Raw genomic sequence first — 14,566 nt, 5'->3', positions numbered from 1 at the left:
CGGCGCTCCCGGCGTGGACGCTCTCCCGTCGCCTCCCGTCGCCTCCCGCCGCGGACGGCCCGGCCGAGCGGCTCAGATCGCGGACGGCCAGGGGACCGCGGTCCGGACCGGGGCGTCGTAGTCGGTCCCGGGGACGTGCCACCCGTAGAGCCGGCCCACCTGCGCCCGGAACCAGTCGGTGTCCGCGAGCCCGGCCAGCGTGTCGGTGGTCGCGGCGGCCCAGCGTTCGTGGACGGCGGCCTGGACCTCGTCGTCCATCTCCCAGCCGTCCAGACGGATCCGCTGCTCCTCGTCGAGCTGGAGCGGCGCCGCGCCGGTGAGCTGCTGCCAGAGGGCGGTGGCCTGCTGGGCGGTGCTCCGGAATCCGTCGCCGAGTTCGGCGCGGAGGAGGCTGGTGTAGAGGGCGATGGACGGGATGGCCGTCGACGCCTGGGTGACGGCCGCGCCGGCGACCACGGTGTGGGCCTGTCCGCCGAGCGGGGCCAGGTCCTGCTGGAGGCGGCGCGCGGTGTCCTCCAGGTGCTGCTTGGCCGCGCCGATGGTGCCGGCCCGGTAGATCGGCGCGGTCAGGTCCGAGCCCACGTAGGTCAGCGCCACCGTGTGGAAGCCGGGGTGGACGAGGCCGCGACCGGTGAGGGCGTCGACCCAGCGCTTCCAGTCGGCGCCGCCCATGACCTGCACGGTCGCGTTCCGCTCCGCCTCGACGGCAGGGTCGAGCTCCAGGGAGCCGACGAGTGGGGTGTCGCCGTCGAACTGCAGGGTCTTGGCCCGGTAGGCGGACCCGAGGGGCTTGATCACCGAGTGGTGGACCTCGCCGGTGACGGGGTCGGTGCGGCGGGGCGCGGCGACGCTGTAGACGAGGTGGTCGACCCTGCCGTACCGGGCGGCGAGGTGGTCCAGCGCCTGCTCCTTGGCCGCGTCGGAGAAGGCGTCCGCGTTGAGGAAGGCGAAGTCGCCGTCCGGTCCGGCGAGCGCGGCGGTGCGGGCCGTCCGGTACCAGCCGCCGGAGGCGGTGCGGCGCTCGGTCTCGGGGGCCTCGAAGGCGATGCCGAGCCCGCGCATCCCGTGGGTGCGCAGCGCGGCGACGGTGGCGGCGAGGCCGTAACCGGCGCTGGAGCCGATGATCAGGGCGACCGGACCCGGTGCGGTGCCCGGTGCGGTGCCCGGTGCGGCGGGTGCCGGGGTCTGCTGCCACAGCTCGTCGACGACGGCGGCGCAGCCCTCGGGGTGGGAGTTGACGTAGAGGAAGCCGCGGTTGCCGGGCTTGATCTGGCGGAGAGTCATCGGTTTCCTTCGCTCGGGAGCCGTCGCCCCGGTGAGAGGCGTACGCCACCGGCGGTGGGCCGGCCGGGCACCATCCTGTCCGGCCGGCCCGGAGCGGGACGTGGCGATACCCACCAGGCTCCGGCCGGGAATCCTGTCGATGTCGATCTTGTCAACCGCTCGGAGCGGCCGGGGCCGGGGCGGGGCGCCCTGCTCGGCCGGATCGGTGCGTTCCTCGCGAGGTGACCGGAGACCGCCCAGGGTGAGTCCCCGTCGTCGCCTCCCCGGGGCGTCGACGGACCGCGTCGGGCGTGCAGTCGAGGGGTGGTCGGGTCGGTCGCCGGACGCGGGGCACCGGCCCGTGCGGGCCCGAGCCGTCCTCGTCCGGGTTTCGAGTCCGTTCATCGGACGTCAACCTACCGTTGGTGAGATCGAGGATCCACGTCAGGACACCGACAAGAAGGAGTGTCGTTCGTGACCTCTCACCTCAGGCGCGCCACCGGTCGCACGCGGACCCTGCCGGCGCTGACGGCGGCGCTGTGCGGGATCATCGGCACCGGCGCGGTCGGTGCGACCCCGGCGGCCGCGGCCGACCAGCGCCACCCGGTCTACGCCATCGCGCACCGGGTCGACACCCTGGACGGCGTGGACGCCGCCCTCAACCACGGTGCGAACAGCATCGAGATCGACGTCTGCGCCTGGTGGAACCCGAACGAAGGGCGCGCCTACCACGACTGCTCCTCGGCCGGTGACAACCGGCTGGGCCCGAGCTTCGACAGCATGATCGACCGCATCGTGTCCAACGCCAACGCGGGGCGCCGGCTCGCGCTGGTCTGGCTGGACGTCAAGGACCCGAACGACTGCGGCGAGCAGCAGAACCGCGGGTGCAGCGTCGCCGGCCTGCGCGACAGGGCGCAGCGGCTGACGGCCGCCGGGATCCAGGTGCTCTACGGCTTCTACGAGTACCACGGCGGCAACACCCCGGACGTCGGCGGCCGGGGCTGGAAGAGCCTGGAGGGCAGGCTCGGCCCCCTGGAGGGCATCACCACCACCGGGACCCGCGACCAGGTCCGCAACGCCTTCAACCGGTCCGGCTCCGGATTCCCCGCCGGCCACCGGGTGATGGACTACGGCGACAGCGACATCACCAAGGGCTTCGGCAACAGCGCCTCGAACGCTGCTACCTGGACTAATCGCAGTGCACCGGGCTTCAGCCCGGTGGTGAAGCGATTCTGAACCCTGCTCTGACCCGAATCCGCAGGTAGTGGCGGAGGCTGGTAGCTGATACGACGACAGGTGCGCTTTCGGTTTGAGAAGATTGAGGTTCCTACGCCTAATCGACTCGAACGTGAAAGTGCACCTGTCTGGTGAAGACGATATCGCGTCGCCGTACCGCCTCCCGTACTCCCGGTGGTCGCTGGACCCGTCTGAACGCCCAGGTGGGCGGGGTGGACGGGTCGCTGACCGAGAACGGCGGCCTGCTGCTGGTTGCCGAGCTGGACCGGGTGCTGGGGGTCACCGCCGCGCTGGACGCGGGGATCGGCCCGGTCAAGGAGCGCGACCGGGGCCTGTCCGGGGGCGAGTTCGCGCTGGCCTGCGCGGTGGTGCAGCTGACCGGAGAGGACCACCTGGTCGGCTTCGACCGTCTGCGCGCGGATGCGGTCGGCGAAGGGCTGCTGCCCGCACCGGTCCCGGCTGCTACCACAGCCGCCACGCTCGCGGCCCGGTTCGGGCAGCCGCAGCGGGAGGGCGTGGAGACCGCGTGCGCGAAGCTGACCGGGCGGGCGCTGGCAGCGCTGCCGGTCACCGAGCGGGCCCGGATCCTGTCCGGGCGGGTGACCGTCGACCTGGACGCGAAGGACGTCGAGGTGTTCTCCACCCGCAAGGAACAGGTGGTCCGCTCCTACAAGGGCGAGATCTCCGCACGGGTGCACGCCGCGCACTGGGCCCAGGCCGGCGTGGTACTGGTCGCGGACCTGCTGGACGGCCGCTCCGACGGCCGCACCCACGCCCTCGGCCAGATCGACCGGGCCGTGGACGCCGTCCGCGCGGCCAACGCCACAGGACAGGTCCTGTTCCAGGGGGACACCGGCTACTTCGCGGGCAGGGTCGCCGAGAAGATCGTGGCCCGTGGCGCGTTGTTCCGGCTCGGCGTCCCACGCAGCACGGCGCTGTGGCGAGCGGTCGCCCGCGTGCACGAGGACGACTGGATCGACGCCCTCGACTATCCCGACGCGCAGGCCGCCCTGCTGGACCACGCACCGGCCGGCTGGCCGGAAGGCACCCGGGTGATCGCCCGACGAGTCCGCTACGACGCGGCCGACCTCTCGGCCGACGCGCGCTCGCGTCGCTCGCGGACCGTCGGCAGGGACCAGCTCGCCCTGGTGCTGGACGGCATCGCCGATCAGGCGTTCGCCTACTCGTTCTTCACGACCAACGAGGTGCTGGACCTGGACGAGGAGATCGCGCTCGCGGAGTGGGAGTTCCGTCGCCGCACCGAGGTCGAGGAACTGTTCCGCGACACCGCCCACGGCGCCGGCCTGAACCACCTGCCCTCCGCGTCCCACGCCGTCAACGCCATGTGGATGTGGGGCGCGCTGCTGGCCTACAACCTCTCCGCCTGGCTGCAGATGCTCGCACCCATCGGCACCGCACGCCGTCGCATCGCCACCGTCCGTCGCCTGCTCATCGCCCGCGCCGCCCGGTTGACCAGCACCGGTCGCCGCCGTCGGCTCCGGTTCACCGCCGCAGCGGCCAGCCTGATCGGCCAGACACTGGCCCGCATCCGAGCCCACCGCCGCCTCCAGTCCGCCTGACCGACCGCCCCGACCGGTCCAGAACCACCCGCCACCGCCTTGGAAAGCCGCCCACCCGACGCGCCAGCCGGGCCATTGGCCTACCCACACACCCCACACTCCAGCCGACGACCAGCCAAAGAGATCAACTGACAGGCCGTCGGCCACTACCTGCGGATTCGGGTCTGACCTGTGCGGTGGGCACCCTCCCGCACTGTGGACGGTGCCCACCGCAGACCGTCAAGCCGGACGGTTCTGCTGCTCGATGTACTGCCGGACTATCGACAGCGGCGCGCCGCCGACTGATCCGGCGAAGTACGAACCGGACCACAGACGCTGTGCCCGCCAGTAGTGCTTGACCAGCTCGGGGTACTCCTGCCGCAGCCGGCGCGAGCTGACGCCTTTGAGCGAGTTGACCAGCTTGGACAGGGCGACCTTCGGCGGGAAGTTCACCAGCAGGTGGACGTGGTTGTTCTCGCCGTTGAACTCGACCAACTCCACCTCGAAGTCGGCGCACACGTCCCGCATGATCTCTTCGAGCCGGGTCAGATGCCGCTCGGCGAACACCTTGTGACGGTACTTCGTCACGAAAACCAAGTGCGCATGCAGGGCGAAAGCGCAGTGCCGACCAGTGCGGATGTTCTGATACTCAGCCATAAACCAAAATGGTACGGTGCTGACCGTGCAGCTCAGGTACAGCTTCCGCGTGTACCCGAACGGGCCTCAGCGTTCCGCGCTGGCCAGGGCGTTCGGGTGTGCACGGGTGGCCTTCAATGATGCCCTCCGGGCACGTGAGACCGCCCGCGCCGCCGGGCTGCCGTTCATCCCGTCCGGCGAGCTGTCCAAGCAGCTCACGGCCGCGAAGAACACCCCCGAACGGGCATGGCTCGGCGAGGTGTCCGCCGTGGTGCTGCAACAGTCCCTCCGGGACCTGGACACCGCCTACCGGAACTTCTTCGACGGCCTCAAGGGCATGCGCCCGAAGATGGGACCGCCCCGGTTCAAGTCCCGCAAGGACACCCGGCAGGCGATCCGCTTCACCGCGAACGCCCGATGGAAGATCACACCGGGCGGCGACCTATCGCTGCCGAAGATCGGCGACGTGCGGGTGAAGTGGTCCCGCGCCTTGCCGTCCGTGCCATCCTCGGTGACGGTGATCAAGGACAGCGCAGGCCGGTACTTCGCCGGCTTCGTTGTCGAGACGGACCCCGAGATCCTTCCCGAGACCGAACCGGTCACCGGTCTCGATCTCGGCCTCGGACACTTCGCCGTCCTCTCGGACGGGCGGAAGATCGACGCCCCGAAGTTCCTCCGGCGCGCAGAGAAGAAGCTCAAACGCGCACAGCAAGCCCTGTCCCGTAAGGCCAAGGGCAGCAAGAACCGCGAGAAGGCCCGTCACAAGGTCGCTCGCAACCACGCACGGGTGGCCGACGCCCGGCGCGAGTTCCACCACCAGGTCTCCACCGGACTGATTCGCGAGAACCAAGCAATCGCGGTGGAAGACCTGGCGGTCAAGGGACTCGCCCGCACACGGCTCGCCAAGTCCGTGCACGACGCCGGATGGTCGGCGTTCGTCACCATGCTGGAGTACAAGGCCGCGAAGTACGGCCGGAACCTGATCAAGATCGGCCGCTTCGAGCCGACCTCCCAGGTTTGCTCCCACTGCGGCGTCAAGGACGGCCCCAAGCCGCTGAACATCCGCGTCTGGCAGTGCCAGGCGTGCGGCGTCTGGCTGGACCGGGACGTCAACGCCGCCGTCAACATAGCCACGGCCGCCGGACTGGCGGTGTCAGCCTGTCGAGCGCGGGTAAGCCGGGGACCCGTCCCCGCACAGCGCGAAGAAGCAGGAACCCACCGAGACGGTCAGACGACCGTGGTAGGAATCCCCGCCCTTTAGGGCGGGGAGCGGAAGTCAAAACACCTGCGCGGAGCTGAAGAAGGGCGCCGGCGACCGTGCCGCCGGCCAGCTCGCGGCCACGCTCTCCTGGACGACCACCTACAACGACCCGTGGTACGTCGACAAGCTGCTGGGCGATGCGCGTGTGAACGGCATCATCGCGGGCTACGGCGCCTTCACCGGAGTGCGCGAGTACGACAACAGCTGGCAGTGCGCCAACGCCGTCAACCTCGTCCGCGACTGGGTGAACCGCCACAGCGGCACCCATCGCATGGCCACCGGCGGTGACCGCCTGTTCCGGTAGCGGCACCGGGCCCCCGGGCGCTGCGCCGCGGCCGCGGGCCCGTCCGGCTCCCGCCGGGCGGAAGGGATCCCCGGGCGGGCTCCCCGGGCTTCTGGGAGCATGCCCCCATGGACACCGAGACGCTCGTACGCACCCGCCGGGCCCTGCACGCGGTGGCGGAGCTGGTCCTCGCCGGGCCGCAGTACCGGGCCGGCGGCACCATCCGCCTGCGCGCCTGTCCGGGCGGCTTCGCCACCGTCGTCGAGCCGGAGCTGCGGGTGGTCGGCGCGGAGCTGGTCGCGACCGGGCGGGTGCTGTCCCTCGAACGGACCACCTGCACCGAGCTCGGCGCGGCCCTCGGGTTGGCGGTCGGCGCTCCCGCCGGGCTGTACCACGACGGCCCGGGCGTTGCGCCCGGCGACGCGGTGGAGGCGGACCCGTCCGCCGCCCGCCGGATCGCGGACTGTTTCGCGCTCGGCGACGCCGCGCTCCGCGGGCTGTTCGCGGGCGCGGACCCGGTCATCTGGCCCGAGCACTTCGACATCGGGGTGACCGTCGACGAGGTCAACTACGGCGTCTCGCCGGGCGACGCCTTCCAGCCCGAGCCCTACGCCTACGTCGGCCCGCACACCCCGCCGCGGCAGGGCGGGTTCTGGAACGCGCCGTTCGGCGCCGCCCGGACGGTCCGCGAACTCGGCGGCGTCGGCGCCCTCACGGCCTTCCTGGACCAGGGCCGCCGACTGGCCCGCGACGCCTGACGGACCCCGGCGCCCGACGGATCCGGCGGGGAGGGCTCAGGGCAGCAGGATCAGCTTGCCCGTCATCCGGCCGCTCCGGCTGAGCCGGTGCGCCTCCTCGGCCTCGGTGAGCGGCAGGGTCTGCGCGAGGGAGACCCGGAGACTGCCGTCGGCCACCGCCGCGACCAGCGGCTCCAGCCGTCGGCCGGTGGGCCTGCCGAGGATGCTCCGGGAGCGCCGCGGCGCGACGAGCAGTTGCAGGGCGGAGGCCGGGTCGTCGCCCGCCACCATGATGTGGCGGCCCCGCGCGGACAGCAGCGCCCGGCAACCGGCGCCGGGGTAGCTGCCGACGCAGTCGACGACGAGGTGGAAGGGGGCGTGGGCCCGGGCCCGGGCCAGTGCGTCACCCGGTCCGTAGTCGATCACCGCATCGGCGCCCAGGCCGGCGACCAGCTCCGCGTTCCGAGCCGAACAGACGCCGACCGTGAACGCGCCCTCCGACGCGGCGATCTGCACGGCGAGTTGGCCCACGGCCCCGGAGGCGCCCAGGACCAGCACCCGGCGCTCGGCCGGCTGCACCCGGCGGATCCGGCCCAGGTCCACCACCGCCATCCGGGCGGTCACCCCGCTCACCGGGAGGGCGGCGGCCACGGTGAGGTCGACCGAGTCGGGGACCGCGCAGAGCTGGTCCGCGCGCACCACCACCGTGTCGGCGTACGAGCCGCGCTGCCGCCGCGAGAAGTCGGTCCCGCCCACCACCCGGTCGCCGGGCGCGAAGCCCGCCACCCCCGGGCCGACCGCGTCGACCACCCCGGCGAAGTCCACCCCCACGACCACCGGCGGCCTCGGCCCCAGCACCCGGGCGGCCAGCCGCAGCGGACCGTGGCTGCGCATCTTCCAGTCGACCGGGTTCACCCCGACGGCCCGCACGCCGACCCGGACCTCCCCCTTGCGGGGTTCGGGTGTGGGCAGCTCCACGAGCGCCAACCGTTCGCCGGCCTTCCAACTGCGCTGTGCCATGGCTCTCATGACGCGGTAGCCTACGGCGCCCGCCCGCCCGCCCGCCCGCCCGCCGGCCGGTGCGCGCCGCGCGCGTCGCCCCGGGCCGGCTCTGGCCCGCTACCCCTCCTCGCCGGCCGCGGAGGATGCCGGCGAGGAGGTCGCGGATCCGGCCGGGGCCGGCGCGGTCTCCCCGCCCGAGTCCCGGGGCCTCGACCGCAGGCGGCCCCGAGCCGCCCGGCGGTCGAGCCTGCGCTGCTCGGACCTCGCCCAGCGGCCCACCCGGGCCGGGTCGAGCGGCGTGCCGTGGCCGACGTGGAGCCGGGCCGGCTTGAGCGCGAGCATCGCCCGGAGGCTGGCGAGGTTGGCGAGCGGGTCGTCGTGGAAGGGCGGGTTGGCGGGTCGGCCCGGGACCAGGCCCAGGAAGGAGTTGGCGATGAGGTCGCCGGCCACCAGGTCCCCGTCGTCGGTGAGGAGCGAGACGGATCCGGCGGTGTGCCCCGGGGTGGGGATGATGCGGCCGTCGACGCCGAAGTCCGACACGTCGGTCTCTCCGTGCAGGACGATGTCGGGTTCGAACGGTTCGGCCGGTTCGTGGAGCTTCCCGTTCCGGGCCATCACCCGCCCCATCGGCCCGGTGGGCAGGTACGGCAGGCGGCCCCGCCCGGACCGGTAGGGGCCCAGGTCGGCCGCGTGCGCGGCGATCGGCGCGCCGGTGAGCCGGCGCAGTTCGGCGGCGGAACCGAAGTGGTCGAGGTGGCCGTGGGTGACGACGATGAGGCGGACGTCGCCCGGGTCGACGCCGTGCGCGGCGACCTGTTCGGTGATCCGCCGGCCGCTGCCGGGGGTTCCGGCGTCGACGATGATCGGGTGGCGGCCGAGCAGCAGGTGGGCGTTGACTGCTCGCCGGCCCACGACGGGCAGGGTGACGACCTCGGTGCGGGACAACGGAGACTCCTTCGGGAGGGGGACGCGGCTACGATCGGTGGGTTCAGCGGGCGGACGGATGGCGGTGGAACCGGCGCCGGTACTCGGCCGGGGTGGTGCCCAGCCGCCGACGGAAGGCCCGGTGCAGCGTCTCGACCGAACCGAGTCCGCTGGCCGCCGCGACGTCGGGCAGGCTGTGCGTGGACTCCTCCAGGAGCCGGCGGGCGGCCTCCACCCGGACCGCCTCCAGGTAGTCGGCGGGGGTGCGGCCGGTGCACTCGCGGAAGACGCGGGCGAAGTGCCGGACGCTCAGGTGAAGGCGGGCGGCCATGGTCTCGACCGAGATCCGGGCGGTGAGGTTGTCGTCGATCCAGCGGCGGAGCTCGTCGATCCGGTCGTCGGCGGTCGTCTGGAGGGAGAGCGGAACGCTGAACTGGCTCTGTCCGCCCGGGCGCTTGACGTACATGACCATGGCGCGGGCGGCGTCGAGGGCGAGCGCGGGGCCGAGGTCCTCGGCCACCATGGCGAGGGCCAGGTCCAGGGCGGAGGTCACGCCGGCGCAGGTCCAGGTCCGGCCGACGCGGATGAAGATCGGCTCGGGATCGACCGCGACGTCCGGGTACTCCGCGGCCAGTCGGTCGGCGGTGAGCCAGTGCGTGGTCGCGGGCAGGCCGGCGAGGAGCCCGGCCGCCGCCAGCAGGTGGACGCCCGCGCACACCCCGCCGACGCGCCGCGCGGCCGGGGCCGCCGTGGCCAGCCACGCGACGACGTCGGGATCGACCACCGCCTCGTGCCGACCGTCCGCGGCGGTCATCGCTCCGGCCACCAGGAGGGTGTCGACGCCGGGGCCCACCTCCGCCAGCGACCGCGCCGCGACCAGGTCGATCCCGGCGGCGGTGGGCAGCGGGCCGGCCTGCGGGGCGGCGATCTCGACACGGTAGGCGGGGGCGTCCTCGGCCACCAGGCGCGAGGCGATGGAGAACACCTCGGCGGGGCCGGTCACCTCCAGCAGTTCGACGCCGGGGAAGGCGGCGATGACGACGGTGCGCGGTTCGGGCATACGGCGATCCTTCCGCCGGACCGCAGGTGTCCGCAATGACGGGGTTCTGTCGGATCCGGCCACCGGCGCCGTTCGCCCCGGGCGGGCCCCGGTGGCGACGGTCCGGAAACGGAGCGCGGGGCGCAGTTCGGCTGGAAGAGCGGCGGGCGTCGGCGACGGCGGGGCCGGCGCCGGCGCTCACGGCCGGGCGGTAGCGCCGGGCCGCCCGGGGAAAGGGCCGGTGACGGTGACGGCGGGCGGGGGCGACCAGGGGTTCGGGCCGTGCTGCAGGCGCCAGGCCGGGGCGGGCAGACGGTCCCGTTCCCAGTACCAGTGGTCGGGCGCGGCCAGGGCGCCTGGTCCGGGGAGCGGGGCGACGACACGGAGGCCGGGCGCGTCCGGGGTGTGCGGGCCGGTCGTCCGGGAGTCCCGGAGGACCTCGTGCAGGGCGTCGGGGTGGGCGTGGAACACCGTCACGCGGTAGGTGTCGAGGGTCTCCCGGAGGCGTTCGGGGTGGGTGGCGCGGCCCGGGTCCGCGCAGAGGACCTGCGGGGCCCCGAGGGCCAGCGGTCCGGTGACGGTCAGCGGGTGGCGGACCAGCCAGTCGAGCTCGGCGGCGCACCAGAAGACGTCGGCGGGGTCGCGGAGGCCGAGACGGACGGCGGCGGCACGCTCGTCGAGGGCCGCCCCGGAAGGGCCGTGTCCGGCCGGAGGCGCGGTGCGGGCGAGGTGCCACCCCGGACTCGCGCCCTCCTCGGCGCGGCCGGGGCCCCCGGCCGGGCGCACCGTCAGGACCGGCGGCGACGCGGGTGAGGCGGCCCCGGCCCCGCTCCCGGCCGGACCCCCGTCGTCGGTGGTCACCAGCAGCTGGACACGCCGCAGGCGCCGTCGGGCGAGCTCGTCGGCCGGATCGTGGTGCCGGGACGCCGGGGGGAGCGTGGTGGCGACGGCGCCGATCCGGGTGCAGGCGAGCAGGGCGGCCACGGCTTCGGGGGTCGGCGGCAGCTGGAGGGCGACCCGGTCGCCCGGGCGCACGCCGAACCGGCGCATGGCGGCCGTGGCCCGGTCGACCTGTGCGGCCAGTTCGCGCCGGGTGACGCTCCGTCCGGCGCCGACGGCGTCGACGGCGTACAGCGCCACCGCGCCGTCCGCGCCGTCCGCGCCGTCCGCGCCGTCGGGGTGGTTCGGGGCGGTCGGCGGTGACGGGTGAGGGGTGGTGCCGGTGGTGGGGCCGGTCACGGTCGGCGGCTCGGTCGGCGGCATGGCGGCTCCGATCGGTCGGGGCGGTCGGTCTTGGGCGGGGCGGTCAGACACCGGTCGGTGCGGACAGCCCCTGGGGGCTCCACCAGGCGGCCCGCGAGGAGCAGTCGCCGACCGCCAGCGGCACGTCGGCGCCGTCGTCGAGCAGACAGCCGGTGCCGTCCTGGGTCCTGATCCGCAGACAGTCGGGGACGGCGGAGCCGTCCGCCGAGGCGGCGCCCGGCTGCGGCCGGCGGTCGGTGAGCTGCCAGCGCTGGGCCGAGGCTTCGGCGGTGCCCGCGCCGGGGGCCTCGTCCCGCACGGCGACGGTGCCGGCCGGCTCCGCGGTGACCAGCCTGGGCACGGGGGCGCCGCTGGAGAGCAGGGACTGCAGGACGAGGCCGCCGTCCGGTTCGGTCCACGCCAGCCACTCCTCGCCGTTGGCGCCGGTGGGCTCGGTGGCGCCGACCCGGGCGCCGTCGGGCACATCGGTCAGCGGGGCGTCCAGGACGGCCAGGCGCCGGCCGGAGTCGCAGGCGGTCAGGGTGCCAAGACCGCCGTAGGCGGGGGCGCGGGGGCCGTCGGGGCCGAACGCCGCGCCGCCCGTCGGCGCGGCGGCCGGGTCGCCGGGACCGCCCGGGAGCACGGCGTCCTCCGGCGCCGGCGACCCGCCGGCGAAGGCGTCCGGTGCCGCCGCCCGCTTCGCCGTGCCGGAGACGGCCGGGGCGCCGGGCCCACCGGCGCACCCGCAGGTCAGCAGCACGGCGGCGGCCGCGAGGGCGGCGAGTGGCCGGTGCATCGGCGGGCCGGCGGCGACCCCCCGCGCGGTTCGTTCCGTCGTCACCCTGTGCAGCGCCATCCGTCGTTCCCCTTCCTACCGTCCCCCGATGGGCGAGCGGCCGACCTGTGCGTGACGGGTGCGGCCGCTCGACGGAGCCCAACCGTCGGACGCCGCCGGTGGTCACGCTAGGACCGGCCGGACGGCGGCGGATGACGGTCGGAGCCGAAGGATTTGGCCGGTTGACGGGGTTTCGGCCAGGGGCGCGGAACCGCGGTGCGGTCCGACCGGTGGCCGCCCCGGTACCGAAAGGTTTGGGGCCGGGTACCGAGAGTTCTTCCCGATCCGGGCCGGAGCACTCGTCGGCGGCCCCGAGGATCGGGAGGAGCCGCCGGGAACGGCCGCCTTCCGCCGAGAACCGGCGGGGATCAGCAAGAACAGCATGAGGAGTGCGCGTTGAGCAACGAGAGCCTGGCCAACCTGCTCAAGGAGGAGCGGCGTTTCGCCCCGCCGGCAGAGCTCGCCGCCGGCGCGAACGTCACCGCGGCCGCGTACGCGCAGGCCTCCGAGGACCGTCTGGGCTTCTGGGCCGAGCAGGCCCGCCGTCTGAGCTGGGCGGTCGAGCCCACCGAGACGCTGGACTGGTCGAACCCGCCGTTCGCGAAGTGGTTCGCCGACGGCCGGCTGAACGTCGCCTACAACTGCGTCGACCGCCACGTCGAGGCCGGCCTGGGCGACCGGGTCGCGATCCATTTCGAGGGCGAGCCCGGGGACGGCCGCTCGATCACCTACGCAGCTCCGGGACGAGGTGTGCCGCGCCGCGAACGCCCTGCTGGAACTCGGTGTCGCCAAGGGCGACCGGGTCGCGGTCTACCTGCCGATGATCCCCGAGGCCGTGGTGGCGATGCTCGCCTGCGCCCGGATCGGCGCCACCCATTCCGTGGTCTTCGGCGGGTTCTCCGCGGACGCGGTGGCCTCCCGGATCCAGGACGCCCGCGCCAAGCTGGTCATCACCGCCGGCGGCGGCTACCGCCGCGGCAAGCCCTCCGCCCTCAAGCCCGCCATCGACGAGGCGCTGACCAAGGTCGACGGCGTCGAGCACGTGCTGGTGGTGCGCCGCACCGGCCAGGACACCCCGTTCACCGAGGGCCGTGACGTGTGGTGGCACGAGATCACCGACCGTCAGAGCGCCGAGCACACGCCCGAGCCGCACGAGGCCGAGCACCCGCTGTTCATCCTCTACACCTCCGGCACCACCGGGAAGCCCAAGGGCATCCTGCACACCTCGGGCGGCTACCTGACCCAGGCCGCCTACACCCACCACGCGGTGTTCGACCTCAAGCCCGCCACGGACGTGTACTGGTGCACCGCCGACATCGGCTGGGTGACCGGGCACTCGTACATCGTGTACGGGCCGCTGGCCAACGGCGCCACCCAGGTCGTCTACGAGGGCACCCCGGACACCCCGCACCAGGGCCGGTTCTGGGAGATCGTCCAGAAGTACGGGGTGACGATCCTGTACACCGCGCCGACCGCGATCCGCACGTTCATGAAGTGGGGCGAGGACATCCCGGCGAAGTTCGACCTGTCCTCGCTGCGGGTGCTGGGCAGTGTCGGCGAGCCGATCAACCCCGAGGCGTGGGTCTGGTACCGCGAGCACATCGGCGGGGGGCGGGCCCCGATCGTCGACACGTGGTGGCAGACCGAGACCGGCGCGATCATGATCAGTCCGCTGCCCGGGGTGACGGAGACCAAGCCCGGCTCGGCCCAGCGCGCGCTGCCCGGCATCGCCGCGACCGTCGTCGACGACGAGGCCCGCGAGGTCCCCGGCGGCTCCGGCGGCTACCTCGTCCTCACCGAGCCCTGGCCCTCCATGCTCCGCACCGTCTGGGGCGACGACCAGCGCTACATCGACACCTACTGGTCCCGCTTCAGCCCCGGCCTCACCCGGCCCGACGGCATCTGGCGCTACTTCGCGGGCGACGGCGCGAAGAAGGACGAGGACGGCGACATCTGGCTGCTCGGCCGGGTCGACGACGTCATGCTGGTCTCCGGCCACAACATCTCCACCACCGAGGTCGAGTCCGCCCTGGTCGGCCACCCGGCGGTGGCCGAGTCCGCCGTGGTCGGCGCCACCGACGCCACCACCGGCCAGGCCATCGTCGCCTTCGTCATCCTGCGCGGCACCGCCACCGAGACCCCCGAACTCGTCGACGAACTCCGCGCCCACGTGGGCAAGACCCTCGGCCCGATCGCCAAGCCCAAGCAGATCAAGGTCGTCGGGGAACTCCCCAAGACCCGCTCCGGCAAGATCATGCGCCGCCTGCTGCGCGACATCGCCGAAGGCCGCGAGGTCGGCGACACCACCACGCTGGCCGACAGCACCGTGATGAGCCTGATCCAGTCCCAGCTCCCGCCCACCGACAGCGCGGACCGAGTCCGGCCGCACCACTAGGGGCACGGACGACTTATCGGACAGTTACACGTGCTCGGCAGGATGCAGGTCCGGCCGGGTGGCCGGCGGGTCGCCGACGACCCGCCGGCCACCCGACCGGTCAGCCGGCCACCGGCCGGTCCCGGACCACCGACCAGCACCCTTGAGCACCGAT

Annotated in this window: 12 protein-coding genes and 1 pseudogene; 6 read left to right on the top strand and 7 right to left on the bottom strand. The window is 73.8% G+C overall.

All coding sequences use genetic code 11. From position 1 onward, the window contains the following. Window positions 1-72 precede the first annotated feature (72 nt). Complete coding sequence (locus ACF9IK_RS04970; RefSeq protein ID WP_395293009.1) at window positions 73-1,284, bottom strand: enoyl-[acyl-carrier-protein] reductase FabV; 1,212 nt, start codon at window positions 1,282-1,284, stop codon at window positions 73-75. Between the two features lie 453 nt (window positions 1,285-1,737). Between ACF9IK_RS04970 and ACF9IK_RS04965 the strand changes: the two genes are divergently transcribed. Together ACF9IK_RS04965 and ACF9IK_RS04960 are read left to right on the top strand one after the other, a co-directional pair. Continuing rightward, complete coding sequence (locus ACF9IK_RS04965; protein WP_395293008.1) at window positions 1,738-2,499, top strand: phospholipase; 762 nt, start codon at window positions 1,738-1,740, stop codon at window positions 2,497-2,499. A 131-nt stretch (window positions 2,500-2,630) separates the two neighbouring features. Next, on the top strand, window positions 2,631-4,079 hold the full coding sequence (locus ACF9IK_RS04960) for an IS1380 family transposase (RefSeq protein ID WP_395292307.1): 1,449 nt from the start codon (window positions 2,631-2,633) through the stop codon (window positions 4,077-4,079). Between the two features lie 219 nt (window positions 4,080-4,298). Here the strand turns inward: ACF9IK_RS04960 and tnpA are convergent, their stop codons facing one another. After that, window positions 4,299-4,715 carry an IS200/IS605 family transposase gene (gene tnpA / locus ACF9IK_RS04955; RefSeq protein ID WP_395292292.1) on the bottom strand — a complete coding sequence of 139 codons (417 nt, stop codon included), beginning with the start codon at window positions 4,713-4,715 and terminating at the stop codon, window positions 4,299-4,301. Window positions 4,716-4,740: 25 nt separating this feature from the next. Here tnpA and ACF9IK_RS04950 point away from each other — a divergent pair, with 25 nt between their 5' ends. From ACF9IK_RS04950 to ACF9IK_RS04940, 3 genes are all read left to right on the top strand, one after another. Next, window positions 4,741-5,955 (top strand): RNA-guided endonuclease InsQ/TnpB family protein, encoded by a 1,215-nt coding sequence (locus ACF9IK_RS04950; RefSeq protein WP_395298430.1) that lies wholly within the window; start codon window positions 4,741-4,743, stop codon window positions 5,953-5,955. A 145-nt stretch (window positions 5,956-6,100) separates the two neighbouring features. Continuing rightward, window positions 6,101-6,259 (top strand): hypothetical protein, encoded by a 159-nt coding sequence (locus ACF9IK_RS04945; RefSeq protein WP_395293007.1) that lies wholly within the window; start codon window positions 6,101-6,103, stop codon window positions 6,257-6,259. 107 nt (window positions 6,260-6,366) lie between these two features. Beyond that, entirely contained in the window at window positions 6,367-6,996 is a 630-nt protein-coding gene (locus ACF9IK_RS04940; RefSeq protein WP_395293006.1) for a hypothetical protein, read from the top strand. Window positions 6,997-7,032: 36 nt separating this feature from the next. Here ACF9IK_RS04940 and ACF9IK_RS04935 read toward each other — a convergent pair whose 3' ends face one another. The 5 genes from ACF9IK_RS04935 to ACF9IK_RS04915 form a co-directional block, all read right to left on the bottom strand. Then, entirely contained in the window at window positions 7,033-8,004 is a 972-nt protein-coding gene (locus tag ACF9IK_RS04935) for an NAD(P)-dependent alcohol dehydrogenase (RefSeq protein ID WP_395293005.1), read from the bottom strand. Window positions 8,005-8,094: 90 nt separating this feature from the next. Next, window positions 8,095-8,922, bottom strand: a complete 828-nt coding sequence (locus ACF9IK_RS04930; protein ID WP_395293004.1) for an MBL fold metallo-hydrolase — start codon at window positions 8,920-8,922, stop codon at window positions 8,095-8,097. Between the two features lie 43 nt (window positions 8,923-8,965). Then, window positions 8,966-9,961 (bottom strand): GlxA family transcriptional regulator, encoded by a 996-nt coding sequence (locus tag ACF9IK_RS04925; RefSeq protein WP_395293003.1) that lies wholly within the window; start codon window positions 9,959-9,961, stop codon window positions 8,966-8,968. Window positions 9,962-10,138: 177 nt separating this feature from the next. After that, window positions 10,139-11,203, bottom strand: a complete 1,065-nt coding sequence (locus tag ACF9IK_RS04920) for an AMP-binding protein (protein ID WP_395293002.1) — start codon at window positions 11,201-11,203, stop codon at window positions 10,139-10,141. Window positions 11,204-11,246: 43 nt separating this feature from the next. Next, the gene (locus ACF9IK_RS04915; RefSeq protein ID WP_395293001.1) at window positions 11,247-12,038 is read right to left on the bottom strand and encodes a hypothetical protein; all 792 of its coding nucleotides are present in this window, start codon (window positions 12,036-12,038) and stop codon (window positions 11,247-11,249) included. Window positions 12,039-12,413: 375 nt separating this feature from the next. Between ACF9IK_RS04915 and acs the strand changes: the two are divergent. After that, window positions 12,414-14,412, top strand: a pseudogene (acs, locus tag ACF9IK_RS04910) (acetate--CoA ligase). The last annotated feature ends 154 nt before the right edge of the window (window positions 14,413-14,566 follow it).

The sequence above is a fragment of the Kitasatospora hibisci genome (assembly GCF_043950205.1).
Classification (GTDB): domain Bacteria; phylum Actinomycetota; class Actinomycetes; order Streptomycetales; family Streptomycetaceae; genus Kitasatospora; species Kitasatospora hibisci.
This window is presented reverse-complemented; position numbering and strand designations above follow the sequence as displayed.